Annotated in this window: 14 protein-coding genes; 8 read left to right on the forward strand and 6 right to left on the reverse strand. The window is 67.7% G+C overall.

All coding sequences use genetic code 11. The features are described 5' to 3' along the window. Nucleotides 1-50: 50 nt before the first annotated feature. The 4 genes from CNO20_RS15405 (at nt 51) to CNO20_RS15420 (ending at nt 3,914) form a co-directional block, all read left to right on the forward strand. On the forward strand, nt 51-1,241 hold the full coding sequence (locus tag CNO20_RS15405) for a UxaA family hydrolase (RefSeq protein ID WP_101297015.1): 1,191 nt from the start codon (nt 51-53) through the stop codon (nt 1,239-1,241). Beyond that, nucleotides 1,238-1,555 (forward strand): UxaA family hydrolase, encoded by a 318-nt coding sequence (locus tag CNO20_RS15410; RefSeq protein WP_101297016.1) that lies wholly within the window; start codon nt 1,238-1,240, stop codon nt 1,553-1,555. The genes CNO20_RS15405 and CNO20_RS15410 overlap by 4 nt, the downstream gene beginning before the upstream one ends. Next, nucleotides 1,552-2,667, forward strand: coding sequence for a UxaA family hydrolase (locus tag CNO20_RS15415; protein ID WP_101297017.1), 1,116 nt, complete (start codon nt 1,552-1,554; stop codon nt 2,665-2,667). Before CNO20_RS15410 ends, CNO20_RS15415 begins: the two co-directional genes overlap by 4 nt. 191 nt (nt 2,668-2,858) lie before the next feature. Further along, nucleotides 2,859-3,914: an Ldh family oxidoreductase gene (locus CNO20_RS15420; protein WP_101297018.1), complete on the forward strand. Its 1,056-nt coding sequence runs from the start codon at nt 2,859-2,861 to the stop codon at nt 3,912-3,914. A gap of 84 nt (nt 3,915-3,998) precedes the next feature. On the opposite strand, the gene CNO20_RS15425 is transcribed toward CNO20_RS15420, so the two are convergent. The 4 genes from CNO20_RS15425 to CNO20_RS15440 form a co-directional block, all read right to left on the reverse strand. Next, on the reverse strand, nt 3,999-4,373 hold the full coding sequence (locus tag CNO20_RS15425) for a cupin domain-containing protein (RefSeq protein ID WP_101297019.1): 375 nt from the start codon (nt 4,371-4,373) through the stop codon (nt 3,999-4,001). 102 nt (nt 4,374-4,475) lie between these two features. Beyond that, entirely contained in the window at nt 4,476-6,683 is a 2,208-nt protein-coding gene (locus CNO20_RS15430) for an LUD domain-containing protein (RefSeq protein ID WP_101297020.1), read from the reverse strand. After that, nucleotides 6,680-7,189: an LUD domain-containing protein gene (locus CNO20_RS15435; RefSeq protein ID WP_101297021.1), complete on the reverse strand. Its 510-nt coding sequence runs from the start codon at nt 7,187-7,189 to the stop codon at nt 6,680-6,682. The genes CNO20_RS15430 and CNO20_RS15435 overlap by 4 nt, the downstream gene beginning before the upstream one ends. Before the next feature lie 86 nt (nt 7,190-7,275). Then, on the reverse strand, nt 7,276-8,064 hold the full coding sequence (locus tag CNO20_RS15440) for an HAD-IIA family hydrolase (protein WP_101297022.1): 789 nt from the start codon (nt 8,062-8,064) through the stop codon (nt 7,276-7,278). Between the two features lie 112 nt (nt 8,065-8,176). Between CNO20_RS15440 and CNO20_RS15445 the strand changes: the two genes are divergently transcribed. Continuing rightward, the gene (locus CNO20_RS15445; RefSeq protein ID WP_101297023.1) at nt 8,177-9,370 is read left to right on the forward strand and encodes an iron-containing alcohol dehydrogenase; all 1,194 of its coding nucleotides are present in this window, start codon (nt 8,177-8,179) and stop codon (nt 9,368-9,370) included. Between the two features lie 63 nt (nt 9,371-9,433). On the opposite strand, the gene CNO20_RS15450 is transcribed toward CNO20_RS15445, so the two are convergent. Further along, the gene (locus tag CNO20_RS15450) at nt 9,434-10,210 is read right to left on the reverse strand and encodes an SDR family NAD(P)-dependent oxidoreductase (RefSeq protein ID WP_101297024.1); all 777 of its coding nucleotides are present in this window, start codon (nt 10,208-10,210) and stop codon (nt 9,434-9,436) included. A 148-nt stretch (nt 10,211-10,358) separates the two neighbouring features. Here CNO20_RS15450 and dctP point away from each other — a divergent pair, with 148 nt between their 5' ends. From dctP to CNO20_RS15465, 3 genes are read left to right on the forward strand one after another with little or no spacing between them, the layout of a single operon-like run. Beyond that, nucleotides 10,359-11,426, forward strand: coding sequence for a TRAP transporter substrate-binding protein DctP (gene dctP / locus CNO20_RS15455; protein WP_199174867.1), 1,068 nt, complete (start codon nt 10,359-10,361; stop codon nt 11,424-11,426). Nucleotides 11,427-11,484: 58 nt separating this feature from the next. Further along, nucleotides 11,485-12,084 (forward strand): TRAP transporter small permease, encoded by a 600-nt coding sequence (locus CNO20_RS15460; protein ID WP_101297026.1) that lies wholly within the window; start codon nt 11,485-11,487, stop codon nt 12,082-12,084. After that, on the forward strand, nt 12,081-13,385 hold the full coding sequence (locus CNO20_RS15465) for a TRAP transporter large permease (RefSeq protein ID WP_101297027.1): 1,305 nt from the start codon (nt 12,081-12,083) through the stop codon (nt 13,383-13,385). Before CNO20_RS15460 ends, CNO20_RS15465 begins: the two co-directional genes overlap by 4 nt. Before the next feature lie 136 nt (nt 13,386-13,521). Here CNO20_RS15465 and CNO20_RS15470 read toward each other — a convergent pair whose 3' ends face one another. Beyond that, entirely contained in the window at nt 13,522-14,886 is a 1,365-nt protein-coding gene (locus tag CNO20_RS15470; protein WP_101297028.1) for a GntP family permease, read from the reverse strand. Between the last annotated feature and the right edge of the window lie 116 nt (nt 14,887-15,002).

The following is a 15,002-nucleotide window of genomic DNA, read 5'->3' on the forward strand; positions in this document are numbered from 1 at the left end:
GTCCCCGAGGCGGGGAAAGAGCTAATTCGCCGAGTTCCGATGTGCGAAGCATGGCTCCAACGTTCACCGGGTACCGGCGCGCGGACGGCCGCGTCGGCGTCCGGAACCACGTCGCCGTGATCCCCACGTCGGTGGCGGCGAGCAGCGTCGCGGACGCGATCGCGTCGGCCGCCGGTTCCCCGGCGCGCGCGACGCCGCACCAGATGGGCACGTCGCAGCCGCGACCGGCCCGCGAACAGACCGAGCGCGTCCTCGCCGGCGTCGGCCGCAACCCGAACGTCGGCGCGGCGCTCGTCGTCGAACTCGGCACCGAGGACGTCGACGCCGAGTCGCTCGCCGACGAGATCGCAGAAACCGGCAAGGCGGTCGAAACGCTGTCGATCCGGGAGGTCGGCGGCACCCGCGCGGCGCTCGCCCGAGGCGAGGAACTCGTCGCCGACCTCGCCGACGAGGCGGGGCGCGCCCGCCGCGAGGAGGCCGACGCGAGCGAACTCGTCTTCGGCGTCGAGTGCGGCGGCAGCGACGCCACGAGCGGCATCGCCGCGAACCCGGCCGTCGGAAACGCCTGCGACCGCCTGATCGACGACGGCGGCACGGCGAGCTTCAGCGAGACGCCCGAGTTCATCGGCGCGGAGCACATCCTCGCCGAGCGGTGCGTCGACGACGGGGTCCGTGAGCGACTCCTCGACCGCGTCTCGACGCGCGAGAGCATGGCCGAGCTCATGGGCGTCGACCTCCGCGGGGCGCAACCGACACCGGGGAACCAGGAGGGCGGCCTGACGACCATCGAGGAGAAGAGCCTGGGCGCCATCTCGAAGGGCGGCACCCGGCCGGTCCGCGGCATCGTCGACTACGCGGAACAGCTTCCGGTCGGCGGCGGGCTCGTCCTCATGGACACGCCGGGGTACGACGTGGAGAGCGTGGTCGGCAAGGTCGCCGGCGGCGCGCAAATCGTCGCCTTCACGACTGGCCGCGGCAGCACGACCGGCAACCCGATCGCCCCCGTCATCAAGGTCACCGGCAATCCGAAGACGTGGGCGCGGATGGCGAACAACGTGGACGTGAACGCGAGCACCGTCTTCGGGGGCGAGTCGATCGCGGCCGTCGGCGAGCGCGTCTACGAGGCGCTGCTCGCCGTGGCCGACGGCCGACGGACCGAGGCCGAGCGCCGCCGGCTGGAGGAGTTCGCCGTCAACGAGATCCAGCCGAACGAGCTGGCCGACGCGGGGGCGGACGCATGAAGGGGCGCGTGTTCGACGAGGCGGCGCTCGTGATGAGCGAGCGGGACAACGTCGCCACCGCCGTCGACGATCTCGACGAGGGCCGGGAGTTCGACGTCGACGGGTCGACCGTCCGCCTGGCCGAGGCAGTCCCGTTCGGTCACAAGTTCGCGCTCGCCCCGCTCGACGCCGGCGACGAGGTGTACAAGTACGGCGAGGTCATCGGCCGCGCGATGGCCGCAATCGAGCCCGGCGAGTGGGTCCACACGCACAACTGCGAGAGCACGCGCGGACGGGGCGACCTCGCCGCGGCCGAAGGGGGTGCGGACGCGTGAGCGTCGGAGGTTCGACGGGAATACACTCGTTCTCGGGGGTCCCGCGAGCGGAAGGAACGATCGGCGTCCGCGACCGCGTGCTCGTCCTCCCGTCGGTCATCTGCTCGCACGTGGTCGCGGACCGCATCGCCGCGCGGGTCGACGGGGCGGTGAGCGCGCCGCACGACCACGGCTGCGCGCAGCTCGGGGCCGACAACGAACAGACCCGCCGGGCGTTCCTCGGCCTCGCCCGCAATCCGAACGTCGCCGGCGTCGTAGTCGTCGGCCTCGGCTGCGAGGAGCTCCAGAGCGACAGCGTCGCCGCGGAGATGGAGTCGGCGGGCGTCGAGGTCCGCGAGCTCGCCATCCAGGGCGTCGGCGGGACGGACGCCTGCGTCGAAGCGGGCGCGTCCGTCGCGACGGAGCTGGCGGACGGGCGGGAAGACCGCCGGGATTCGGCGGACCTCTCGGACCTCACGGTCGGCGTCGTCTGCAGCGATCTCGCCGACTCGACCGTCGATCGGGCGGATCCGCTCGCGGGGGAGGTCGTCCGGCGCGTCGTCGAGGCCGGCGGTCGCGCCGTCGTCGCCGGAAGCGAGCGCCTCGTCGCGCATCCCGACGCGGCCCGCGAGGCGACGGCGCCCAGCGCGGTTTCGGACCTCGAAGCGCTGTTCGAACGCCACCGCGGCGCGCCGGCGAAGGTGACCCGCGTCGCCAGACGAGCCAGCGAACTAGGGTTCGCTGACGCGACGGTGGCGTGGGGCGGGCGGCGGATCGAGGAGGTGCTCGCCTACGGCGATCGGGCGTCGATCGACTCGGGGCTCGCGGTCGTCGACGCGCCCTCCGAGTTCGCGGAAGCCGCGACCGGGCTCGTCGCCGCCGGGGCGCAGATCGTCCTCCACGTCACCGCGGACGGCATCCCGGCGGGCCACCCGCTCGCGCCCGTAGTGAAGGTGTCCGCCGACCCGGGGACGGTCGCGGCCCTCCCCGACGACGTCGACCTCGACGCGTCCGCGGCGAGCGTCGACGACGCGCTGTCCCGCCTGCTGGCGGTGGCGGGCGGCGAGCCGTCCTGCGCGGAGGAGCACGGCCTCTCAGAGTTCGCGATCACGCGCGTCGGCCCGTCGATGTAGCTTCCCGGTCGGTGAGGTGAGAGAGACGGTAAATCGGATTCGAACGCGCTGCCCCGTGAACCGGGGCCGACGATACCATTATACTTTTCAGTCGAGAATCAGCGCAACTGTATGAGTCAACCGAGAGGTGCGATGCCGATACAGAGAGCGAACCGAATGGTTCTATCGCGCTGCGATCGGTGGGGAGACCAATGAAGGGAACGCCCGAGAATGCGACGTTCGTCGATGCAGCCGCGCTCGAAGCGTTCGCCGCGTCGGTGCTAGAGGGTGCAGGCCTCGACGAGGAGTGTGCGGACGTCGTCGCGAACACCCTCGTCGACGCGAACCTCCGTGGCGTCGATACACACGGCGTCGTTCGCCTCGAACCGTATGCCGAGCGCATAGAGTCGGGCGGGCTGAACCCCGATCCCGACGTTCGCGTTGAATCCGTCCGCGAGGCGGCGGCGGTCGTGGACGGCGACGGCGGACCGGGGCAGGTGGCGACGCTGCGGGCGATGGAAGGGGCGATCACCCTGGCAGAAGACGCCGGAGGCGCCTTCGTCGGCGTGCGGAACAGCAACCACTTCGGAACCGCCGCCTACTATACGAACGTTGCCGCGGAACGGGGGTACATCGGCCTGTGCATGACACACGCTGGGCCTAACGTAGCCCCGTTCGGCGGGGCGGATCCGTACTTCGGGACGAACCCAATCGCCGTCGGACTCCCCGGAGAGGAGTTCCCGGTCACGCTCGACATGGCGACGAGCGTCACCGCGAAAGGGAGCGTCATCCTCGCCGAGGAGGAGGGCGAGGAGATTCCGCCGGAGTGGGCGATCGACGCGTCCGGACGACCAACGACCGATCCCGCCGATTTTCACGCGCTCCAGCCGCTGGGCGGACCGAAGGGGTACGGGCTGGCGTTCGTCGTCGACGCACTCTGCGGCGTCCTCCTGGACACCGTCTTCGGCGAGGGCGTGCCGACGATGTACGACGACCTCTCGTCGCCGCAGGAGCTGGGTCACTTCGTCGGCGCGATCAACGTCGAGGCGTTCACCGATCTCACCGGCTTTCACAGACGGTTATCCCGGATGATCGCGGAGGTGAAATCGACCCGACCAGGCGAGGGATTCGAAGAAGTCCTGGTTCCGGGTGAGCCCGAGGCACGGACGAAAAAAGAGCGTCTGGAGGAGGGTATTCCGCTCGGGTCGGGCGTCTCTGGGACGCTCCAATCGCTCGGTGACCGGTACGGACGGGAGTTCCCCGCGTGAGTGCCGCGGCGAGACGACCGAAGCGACCGTCGGACGGAGCACCGGTCGGCCCGCTCGCCCGCTCGACTGTCCCGGTTCAACCGTCTACTCGACCGCTGCCGGGCGCCCATCGTCGACCGTCGGCGGCGCGCCGACGACGAGCCAGACGTGTTCGCCCTCGGTGTCGTTGAGCACCTGCCTCGACGTCTCGGGCGGGACGCGGACCGCCGTCCCCTCGGGGACGTCCAGCAGTTCGCCCTCGATCTTCATTCGCCCCGGCCCGTCGAGAACGTAGTAGAGCTCCTCCTGTTCGGTCTGGCGGTGGTAGCTCATCGCGTCACCGGGCGAGAGGTACCACACCTTCGGTCGCATCTCCGTGCAGCCGAGCCGGTCGACGAGGTCGACGTGCATCGTGCCGGAACCCGCCGACGGCTCCCGTTCCGCGTCGTCGACCCGAATCATGCTGTATTCATCCGCCATGCGCGGAGAATTTATCGCCGCTCGTCATAAAGGTGAGCGCGAGCCGTCCGGAGGACCGTCACGGAAGTGAACCGTCCCGGAAAACGGGCCGTCCGGCGAAACTCAGGTGCGCTTTGGATCGAGCAGTTCGACCGGGTGGCGCGTCCCCTCGTCGAACAGGGCGTCGAGCTGTTCGAGACAGGAGGTGCCGCTGGCGACGATCTCCCGGTCGGGGTGGGCGGCGAACTCGGATTTGAGGTCGCCGCCGACGTCCATGCTCAGCTCGTAGTACTCCGCCTTGTACCCAAACGAGCCCGCCATCCCGCAGCACTCGACCGTCGAGGACAGCACATCGTAGCCGCGCGCGTCGAGCACGGCCTCGGTGTGCGCGTCGAGCCCGAGCGTTCGCTGCTGGCAGTGACTGTGGTACGCGATCGTCCGACCGTCTCCGTCGGCCAGCGCCCCGGCGTCGGCCCCGTTTTCGAGGAGACCGTACACGTATTCGAGCACCTCGTAGCTGTTCTCGCTGAGGCGCTCGTACGATCTCTCGGGGAGGAGCTTCTCGTACTCGCGGCGGAACATCGCGAGGTCGCTGGGTTCGACGACGACGACGTCGCGCCCGGCGTCGACGTGCTCGGCCAGCGCGCCGTAGACGGCGCTCGCGCGTTCGTCGGCCGTCGCCACCATCCCCTGCGAGAGCGGCGCGCGACCGCTCTCCGGAATCTCCGGCACGCGGACGTGGACGCCCAGGGCTTCGAGAACGCGGACTGCCGCCCTGCCGCGATCGACCTGCACGTAGTTCGTGTACGGATCGGCGTAGAGCACCGCCTCGCGATCGGCGTCGGCGAGCGGGACGCGCGAGCCCCCCCTGGCGTCGAACCACTTGCGCAGTGTCTCGCGCTCGAACGTCGGGAGGTCCCGCCGTCGGTCGATACCGAGCGTCCGCTCCATGAGCCCGCGCGCGGGACCGGCGTTTGCAATCCAGTTCGACAGCGGGGCGGTCGCGCTGCCGAGCTTGGCGACCGTCTCGAAGTTCCCGAAGAACCGCTTCTGGAGGCTCATTCCGCCCGGTTCCGCGTCCGGCGTGAGCCCCTCGACGAGCCAGTCGAGCTCGGCGTCCTCTCCTCTGTTGATGCGGTCGCGGACGACCGTGTTGATCCACGGGATGTCGATCTTCACCGGGCAGGCGTTCACACAGCGGGTGCAGCCGGTGCAGAGATCGTTGAACTCGGCGGCGGTGTCGAGCCCCTCGATTCCGGCCTCCCAGCCGGTCGCGATGCCGCCGGTGTACGTCTCGCCGCCGAAGGCGTGCCCGCCGACGTGCTGGAAGTTGGCGCAGGAGTTCGCGCACGCGCCGCAGCGGATACAGTAGAGCGTCTCGCGGAGCTGGTCGTCCTCGCGCATCGCCGTGCGCCCGTTGTCGACGAGCACCAGGTGGAACTCGCGGTCGCTTTCGCCCGCCGCCTCCGAGAGCGGAACGTCGGCGTCGAAATCGAGCGTCGGGGAGTCGACGGGCGGCGAGAGCATAGTGAGGTACTGCGGGTAGTCCTGGCCGGTCGCCGCCCGGGCGATGAGCTCCGTGAACGGTTCCAGCTCCTCGACGGAGGGGATGAGCTTCTCGACGCCCGCGACCGCCACGTGCGCGTCGGGCGTGACCGCGCTCTTCCGGGCGTTCCCCTCGTTCGTCACGAGGACGATCGTGCCGCTGTCGGCGAGGACGAAGTTCGCGCCCGTCACACCCATGTCCGCCTCGACGATGCGTTCGAGGAGGTAATCGCGCGCGAAGTTCGTCAGCTCCGTCGCGGTTTCGAGCGGCTCGTCGAGGTCGAAGTGCGCGTTGAAAAGCTCCGCGATGGCCGCCGTCGACTTGTGCAGCGACGGCCCCACGAGGTGTGACGGGGCCTCGTCGGCCACCTGGACGACGAACTCCCCGAGGTCCGTCTCGTAGACGTCGACGCCCGCGGCTTCGAGGTGCTCGTTCAGGTCGAGCTCCTCCGTGGTCATCGACTTGCTCTTGACGAGCGTCTCGGCGTCTCGGTCGCGCACCACCTCCTCGATGTACCGGTTCGCGTCGGCGGCGTCGTCGGCCAGGTAGACGGTTCCGCCGTTGGCCTCGACGCTCTCGCGGACGCGCTCGATCAGCTCCGGCAGGCGCTCGATCGCGTCCTCCTTGACCGCGCGGGCGGCGTCGCGCGCCTCCTCGTAGCGCTCGAACCGCGCGGCTGCGTCGTACCGCTCGCGGTTCATGTGGGTGGTGTTCTCGCGGATCGCGTCCCGCTCCGTCTCCAGCAGGTGGCGGATCTCCGCCGCCTTCAGTCGCGCGTCGCTCATCGGTCGGTCAGGACGATAACGTGGACGGCCTTCGGTCCGTGCACGCCGTAGACGAGCGCCCCCATGTCGCCGGTCGCGCTCGGTCCGGTCGCGAAGACGGCGCTCTTCGGCCCCTCGGCGAACTCGTCGCCGAGCCGGTCGAACGCCGCGGGGACGTCCTCGACGACGTCGCTCTCGCTGACGACGGCGACGTGGCGCTCGGGGTAGAGGCTCACCGGCTCGGTCCCCTTCGCGTCGGACGGGAGGAGCAGCGAGCCGTAGGACGAGACGCCGAGCGACGCGCCCGTGACGCCGGTCGTCGCCCCGAGGAGCTCCCTCGGCGTCGGGTCGACCGTGACCGGGGCGTCTCCGAAGTCGAGTCCCCAGTCGGAGAGGTCGGTCGCGACCGCCGGGGTCTCGATCGCCTCGGTCACCGCCGCGGCGAACGCGTCGCTCGTCGTTCGGGTCCAACTGCTGCCCTGTCGCCGTAACGCAGCTTCGAACTCCGTTTGGGGTTGGACGGCCATACCCGCTTCTCGGATCGACAACGGTTAACGTTTGTCCGTGGCGGCGAACGGTTCCGACTTCCGACGATCGCATCCTGGCACGACGGTCAGCACTCCGGATCGAACAGTCCGGCCGGGGTGTCGACGGTCGCGTCCGGCGCGGGACCCTCGTCCTCGGCCCGGGCGTGCGCCGTGACGTAGATGCTCTCGATCCCCGCCCGGCGAGCGCCTTCGACGTCGGACGCGAGGGAGTCCCCGACCATGGCGACCTCGCCGTCGAGGCCGGACATCGCCCGCTCGAACAGTTCGGGGTGGGGCTTTCCCACGACGGTCGGTTCCCGCCCGGTTGCGGTTCGCAGGGCGGCCACGAGCGCGCCCGTCCCCGGCGCGATCCCCTCGTCTGTCGGGTAGGCGTTGTCGTCGTTGGCGGCGACGAACGCCGCGCCGCGCTCGCGGATGAGCCGAGTCGCGGTCGCGAGCTTGTCGTAGGTCGCCGTCCGGTCGAGGCCGACGGCGACGGCGTCGGCGGCATCCTCAATTACGCTGTCGCCGCCGGCGCGTCCGTCCGTCGGCGTCACTCCGTGCCGGGACATCTCGGCAGCGAAACCGTCGTCGCCGAGGACGTAGACCGAGTCGGCGCCCGCGTCGGCGAGGTGGGCGGCGGTGGCCGACGCGGCGGTGTACATCTCCTCGACGCGCGCCTCGATGCCGAGGTCCCGCAGGTGCGCACAGAGCGCCTCGCGGGTCGAGCGGGAGTTGTTCGTCACGAATCGAATCGGCGTCCCGCGGTCGCGCAGGCGGGCGAGCGCGTCGACGGCGCCGTCGACGGGGCGGTCGCCGACGACGATGACGCCGTCGAGGTCGAACAGGAACGCGTCGTACCGGTCGGCCAACATCGCCCGACGGTTTTCGCGCCGCGCACTTGAGTCTCACCGTTGGTGCCGAACGGAACCCAGTGTCGAATCCAACGCCCGAGAATATAAGACGGCGTGCGGGGTCTGTTCACGTATGTTCGACGGCGTTCACTCGATCACCGAGACGAACAGCATCCAGTGGCCGAAGCGAGTCGAGTACGGGTTCGGGGCGACCGACGAACTCGCCGCGTTCGTCGAATCCGAGTCCGTCGACCGCGCGCTCGTCGTCACGGACGCCGACATCGCGGCGGCTGGCGTCGTGGACCCGGTCGAGGCCGCGCTCGACGCCGGGGGGGCGACCGTCGAGATTTTCGACGGCGTCATGCCCGAGCCGAAGCTCTCGATGGTCGAGGACGCGGCGGCGACGCTCCGCGACGGCGAGTTCGACCTCGTCGTCGGCGTCGGCGGTGGAAGCAGCATGGACACCGCGAAGCTCGCGTCGGCCCTCGCGGTCCACGACGTCCCGGTTCGCGACACCGTCGGCATGGGGAACGTCCCCGGCGCGGGACTGCCGCTCGCGCTGCTGCCGACGACCGCCGGAACCGGCAGCGAGGTGACCCACATCGGCGTCTTCTCGGACGCCGACGACGGCGGCAACAAGGTCGTCGTCTACGACGAGCACCTGTTCGCGGACCTCGCGCTCGTCGACCCCGCGCTCACCGAATCGCTGCCGGCGGGGGTCGCGGCCGCGACCGGGATGGACGCGCTCACCCACGCCGTCGAGGCGTACGTGACGATGCTGCGGACGCCGTACACCGACGTACTGGCCCGGGACGCCGTGGAGCGCATCGGCGACAACCTCCGCGCCGCGGTCCACCAGGGCGCGGGCAACGACGGGGCGCGCTACGAGATGAGCTTCGCGGCGATGATCGCCGGGCAGGCGTTCGTCAACTCCGGGCTGGGCGCGGTCCACGCGCTCACCTACCCGCTCGGCGTCGAGTACGGCGTCGGCCACGGGCTCGCGAACGCCGTCCTCCTCCCGCACGTCATGGAGTACAACGTCCCCGCCGAGCCGGAGCGGTTCGCCGAGATCGCCCGGCTCCTCGGCGAAGAGCGCGCGCCGGGCGAGACGACGCTCGACCTCGCGTACAAGAGCGTCGAGGCGGTTCGCGAACTCAACGAGGACGTCGGGATTCCGAATCAGATCAGGGATCTGGGCGACGTCGACACCGAGGAGTTCGGGCGGTTCGCCGACGTCTGCTTCGAGTACTCGGAGCACAACATCGACCGCAACCCCCGCGACCTCGACCGCGGCGACGTCATCGAGATCTTCGAGAACGCGTACTGACGGCGCGCGGCCCCCGCGGACCGCCGATAGGGGGTCGGCGCTCGACCCGCCTCTCGCCGTCGCTCACGCGTCGAACGCGTCGGCCGTGAACCCGTCGTCGACGGTGAGGATCTCGCCGGTGGTGTAGCTCGCGGCGTCGCTCGCGAGGTAGATCGCAGCCCCCGTGATCTCGTCCGCCCGCCCCATCCGACCCTGCGTGGTTCGGCGACGGATCTCCTCGAACCGCGGCGTCCCCTCCGTGTAGGTTCCCTCCGTCTGGTCGCTCTGGATGAACCCCGGACGGATGGCGTTGACCCGAATGTCAGGTCCGAGCTCCTTCGCCGCGACGCGCGTGAAGGCGTCGATTCCGCCTTTCGCGGTCGAGTACGCCGCCAGGTTCGGGATCGCGATGAGCGACGAGAGCGACGCCATGTTGATGACGCTTCCAGAGTCCATCCCGTCCGCGAACACCTGCGTCGCGCGGTAGGTTCCGTCGAGCTGAACCTCGAACACGTCGCGCCACTGTTCCTCGGTCACCTCCCGGACCGGCTTCCGCGCGATGTAGCTCGGCGAGTTGACCAGGACGTCGACGGTTCCGAACTCCTCGCGGACCGCGTCGCGGAGGCGCTCCAGCGACTCGCGATCGGTGACGTCGCAGGTGATCTCGCGCGTGTCCGCGCCGAGCTCTCGGAGTTCGTCCGCGGTGGTCGCGACACGCTCGGGCGTCCGGCTGGTCGCGACGACGTCAGCCCCGTCCGCTGCGAACCCGAGCGCGATGGCCCGGCCGATACCGCTCGTCCCCCCGACGACGACGGCGACTTTGCCGTCGACGGTAACGGGGGTGTGGGTGAATTCCGCCATTGCGTCTCCGAGATGGGTTGACGTGCTTTTATAGTTTCAGGGAAGCGACGGTCGCGGTTTGCACGCGGTGGATCGCCGCCGGGGGCGAGTGACAATTATCCACAATCAACATAACCTATTTATGTTAGTGAATATCATCCACTACCGTATGCAGCAAGAGCGAGCAAGCCGTCGGTCCGTACTGAAGCGAACAGGAGCAGCAGGAGTCGCCCTGGCCGGAATCGCGGGGTGTCTCAGCGCCGACGACGGCAACGGTGGCGGAGGCGGTAACGGCAGCGGCGGAGGCGGTAACGGCAGCGGAGGTGGCGGCTCGGTGAACATGACCATCGCGAGTTCGTTCGAGCCGGGGCACATCCTCGTCGAACTCGGCCAGATGTTCAAAGAGCAGATCGAAGAGAAGTCCGACGGGGCGATCTCCGTGAACGTCCAGGGTGGCGGCTCGTACGGAGCGGAAGACGAGATCGGTGAACTCGCGAAAAGCGGCGGCGTCGAAGCGCACACGGCGGGAACGTTCCCGTTCTTCCAGTACGCCCCGAAGTACTTCTTCTTCGCCAACCCGTTTGTGATGAATTCGTACGACCAGCTGGTGAAGCTCCTCGAATCGGACAAGATGCAACCGGCGTACGAGAGCATGAAACAGAACGGAAACCAGCGACCGCTCGGCCAGCAAGTCTACCGCGGCTTCCGTCACTTCACGGCGAAGAAACCGATCCGAACGCCGGATGACGTACAGGGGCTGAACGTCCGGTTGCCCGAGCTGGACACGTGGGTGCAAGTCTGGGAGGAGATCGGCGTCGACGCGACGCCGGTCGCGCTCGACGAGCTCTACAGCGCGCTCGAAACGGGGACGGCCGACGCCTCGGAGGGACCCGCCGAGCAGATCCACTCGTTCAAGCTGTTCGAGGTGCAGTCGCACTACAGCAAGACCAAACACCTCATCGAGACGGGGAATCTCTACATGAACGAGGACTTCTACCAGGGCCTCGACCAGACGCACAAGGACCTCGTGAACGAAGTCGCACAGGACGTGACAAAGAAGGCGACGGAGACCGCGCAGGGTCGCGAGGAAGAGCTGATCAACGAACTCTCCAACGAAGGGATGACCATCGTCGAAGACGTCGACGTGGAGGCGTTCCGAAGCGCGGGTCAGCCGGCCGTCGAACGCCTGTTCGAGAACCAGTGGGCGCTCTCGTGGGACGAAGTTCGGAACATCTAATGCCCGCCCAGGCCCCACCTCGGATCGGACGTTCAATCGCACCCCGTCAGGATCCCCAATGGAAATCGACCAATCACTGAATCTGAAACGCGACACCTGGTTCGACGCGGCCGTCCTGTACACCGCGACGGCGCTGTTCGGGCTCACGATCGTCCTGGCGGCGACGCAGGTCGTCGTCCGAGTGTTCAACATCCCGACGTTCGGGACGATGTACTGGACGGAGCCCGCCGCGCGGTTCGTGCTCATCGTCGCGACGTACCTCGGCGCCGCGGTCGCGACGCGGAACAACCAGCACATCGCGATCAGGTACGTCCTCGACAAGGTCCGGGAGCGATACCCGAAAGTCGGGGCGACTCTCAAGCTGTTCGTCGGAATCGTCGTCCTCGTCTTCGTCGCGGTCGCCCTCCAGGGATCGGTGCTCAGCGCGATGAGCGACTGGAACACGTCGATCGGCGGCATTTCGTTCGTGACGTCGGGGCGGTTGTACCTCGGCATCAGTATCGGGCTCGCGCTGATGGCGATCTACGAGCTTCTGAAGATGAAGGACGCGATCGTCAGCCTGAGCAGCGGAGCGGAACAGGACGATTCAGGAACCGCCCGGGGAGCCCTCGATAGCGAGACTGTGAGCGCCGGGCGCTCGGAGGGGAGTGACCGCTGATGGAGCTCGTCATCATCAGCGCGCTGTTTCTCGGCGTACTGCTCCTCCTGTACGCGCTCGGCGTCCCGATCGCGATCGCGATGGGCGTGACGAGCATCATCGTGATGCTCTCTCCCTACGGCGGCGGCGGAATCAACTACGGTGTCATCAGCAAGCAACTGCTGTACGGTCTAAACAGCTTCACGCTCCTCGCAATCCCGTTTTATCTCCTGTTGGGGCGGCTGATGAACCGAATCGGGATGACCGAGCGAATCTTCACGCTCGCGAACGCGATGGTCGGGCAGTTCCGCGGCGGTATCGCCCAGGTGAACGTCGTTGCGAGCATGATCTTCTCCGGGATGTCGGGGCTCGCCGTCGCGGACGCGGCGGGGCTCGGGCGTGTCGAGTACGCCTCGATGCGCGAGCACGGATACGACAAAGATATCTCGCTCGGCGTAACGGGATCGTCCGCGATCATCGGCCCGATCATCCCGCCGAGCGTCCCGGCGATCATTTACGCCGTCCTAGCCGACGTATCGATCGGGCAGCTGTTCCTCGCCGGAATCGTTCCCGGCGTCCTCCTCGGACTCGCGCTCATGGTGACCGTCTTCGTCATCGTCCGGCAGAAGGGATACGGTCCGTCGAGTCAGTTCGCCTTCGGCGAACTCTGGACGGCGTTCAAGGAGGCCTTCGCAGCCCTCCTCGCGCCGGTCATCATCATCGGCGGGATCCTCTCCGGCGTCTTCACGGCCACCGAGGCCGGCGCAATTGCCGTTATCTACGTCCTCCTCGTCGGCATGTTCATCTACAGGGAGCTGACGCTCGCGGGGATCGTCGCAGAGATGCGCGACGGCATGGTGGAGACGTTCTCGCTGACGTTCATCATCGCCGCGGCGGCGCTGTACGGCTTCGTCGCGCTCAGGCTCCAGCTACCGATCCTCATGGCCGAAGGGATAACCGGCATCACCGAGGATCCGACGCTGATCCTGTTCATGCTCGTCGGCCTCCTGCTTGTCGTCGGCACCTTCATGGAGACCATCGCCGCCATCAGCATCCTCGTACCAGTGCTGTTGCCCGTGCTCCAGATCGCCAACATTGACCCACTCCACTTCGGCATCGTCATGATCGTGACGCTGATGCTCGGGCTGCTGACGCCGCCGTTCGGCGTCATCCTGTTCGTCCTCGAAAAGGTGACCGACGCGAAACTCGAAGAGGTGATCCGCGCGGTCATGCCGTACTACGTGCCGATCATTCTCATCATCGTGCTGGTCATCCTCGTCCCCGAGATCGCGACGTACGTCCCCGTCCGACTCATCGGCTGATTCTCGCTTTTTCCCTCTCTTTCGACGATGCGCCGCCATCCGTCGCCATCACCCCGTCCAGCGCCGGCTCTTCCTCTCAAGCTCGGGTCGGACGACAGCTCGGGTACAGGTTTCCGAAAAAGCGGAGGGGACTACGTTACTGCAGCGGTAGCAGCGTCGAGAGGACCAGTACGACCGTCAGTCCCGTGACTGACATCACAAAGTTGACCGCGGAGAACGTCTTGAAGGTCTCCTCCTGCGTGATGCCGGCGACCTCCTTGACGATCCACCACCCACTGTCGTTGTACCACGCGAACAGCATCCCACCGGTGCCGACCGCCATCATCATGTACACCGGATGGACGGAGAGTGCGCCCGTGAGCGGCGCCATGATCGACGCCCCGGTCAGAATCGCAACTGTCCCTGAGCCCTGCGCGATGCGGATCAGCCCGGCAATGAGCCACCCTGTCATCAAAAGCGGGATGCCGAGATCGCTGAGGCCGCCTGCGATGTAGTCGCCGATGCCGGCGTTCTGGAGCATCGCGCCGAACGCGCCGCCCGCGGCGGTGATCGCAATGATGTTTCCGCCGCTCTTGAGCGCCTCGGTCAACTCGCCTTCAAGTTCCTCTTTGGTCAGGTCCTTCATCCGGAAGAACGTCCACGTCGCTGCCAGCGCGGAGAGCGTGAGCGCGATGTTCGGATCCCCGAAGAACGCGGTCACCGAGAGGATCGGGGAACCATCGGGGAGGAGAACGTCGGCGATCGTGTTCGAAGCGATCAACACGACGGGGAGAGCGATGGGCAGTACCGCTTCGAAGAGCCCCGGAAGTTCGCCGATCGGCCGGTCAGCAGCCGATTTAATGCTTTCAGCCGTGGTGCCCATCGCGTCGCGGAGCGGGATGTCCATCCGGTGATCGATCCAGCGGCCGTACACGACGCCGCCGACGAGGCTCGTCGGGACGGCGACCATCGCGCCGACGACGATGGCGACTCCGAGATCGACGCCGAGTTCGCTCGCCATCGCCAGCGGGCCCGGCGTCGGCGGGACTAGCATGTGGGTGCCGAGGGCCCCGGCGCCGAGTACCGACACGTACACTGCGAACTTGCCGCCGGTCCGCGCCCGCATGGACCGTCCGATGGGCGCCAGGAGGTAGAACACGTTGTCGAAGAACACGGGGATCGACAGGATGTAGCTGCTCCCCAGCAGCGCGTATTCGGACCGATCGTTACCCGTGAGACCGAGGAATCCTCGGACGATTCGTTCGGCAGCACCACTTTCCATGAGCGTTTTCCCTATGATCGCCGCCATCAGGATGGGGATCCCGATCGCCACGAGCACCTCGCCGAAGGCCTCCGCCGTGACGGTCGGCACTTCAGCGAAGGCGACCTGCGGCGTGATGACCCCGACGACGATCGTCGCGATGATGAGCCCCACGAACGCGGGGAGTTTCAACCACACGAGCAACAACACGACGGTTAACAACCCGATGATGAACGGAACTAACGGGTTAGAGAGCACCATGCAGGGCTACGTTCCTAACGACCGTAAATTAATGTATTGATATAGAAGCTGATAGTAGCAGGCGCTCGCGGAGTCTCGTGGCCCCGAGAGAAACCTATTAATGAGACGACTCTGTA

Source organism: Halegenticoccus soli (genome assembly GCF_002844195.1).
GTDB classification, from domain to species: domain Archaea; phylum Halobacteriota; class Halobacteria; order Halobacteriales; family Haloferacaceae; genus Halegenticoccus; species Halegenticoccus soli.

Coding starts and splice junctions, on each gene's coding strand:
- CNO20_RS15405 (WP_101297015.1), top strand. CDS start 51: ATGGCTCCAACGTTCACCGGGTACCGGCGCGCGGACGGCCGCGTCGGC.
- CNO20_RS15410 (WP_101297016.1), top strand. CDS start 1,238: ATGAAGGGGCGCGTGTTCGACGAGGCGGCGCTCGTGATGAGCGAGCGG.
- CNO20_RS15420 (WP_101297018.1), top strand. CDS start 2,859: ATGAAGGGAACGCCCGAGAATGCGACGTTCGTCGATGCAGCCGCGCTC.
- CNO20_RS15425 (WP_101297019.1), bottom strand. CDS start 4,373: ATGGCGGATGAATACAGCATGATTCGGGTCGACGACGCGGAACGGGAG.
- CNO20_RS15430 (WP_101297020.1), bottom strand. CDS start 6,683: ATGAGCGACGCGCGACTGAAGGCGGCGGAGATCCGCCACCTGCTGGAG.
- CNO20_RS15435 (WP_101297021.1), bottom strand. CDS start 7,189: ATGGCCGTCCAACCCCAAACGGAGTTCGAAGCTGCGTTACGGCGACAG.
- CNO20_RS15440 (WP_101297022.1), bottom strand. CDS start 8,064: ATGTTGGCCGACCGGTACGACGCGTTCCTGTTCGACCTCGACGGCGTC.
- CNO20_RS15445 (WP_101297023.1), top strand. CDS start 8,177: ATGTTCGACGGCGTTCACTCGATCACCGAGACGAACAGCATCCAGTGG.
- CNO20_RS15450 (WP_101297024.1), bottom strand. CDS start 10,210: ATGGCGGAATTCACCCACACCCCCGTTACCGTCGACGGCAAAGTCGCC.
- dctP (WP_199174867.1), top strand. CDS start 10,359: ATGCAGCAAGAGCGAGCAAGCCGTCGGTCCGTACTGAAGCGAACAGGA.
- CNO20_RS15460 (WP_101297026.1), top strand. CDS start 11,485: ATGGAAATCGACCAATCACTGAATCTGAAACGCGACACCTGGTTCGAC.
- CNO20_RS15470 (WP_101297028.1), bottom strand. CDS start 14,886: ATGGTGCTCTCTAACCCGTTAGTTCCGTTCATCATCGGGTTGTTAACC.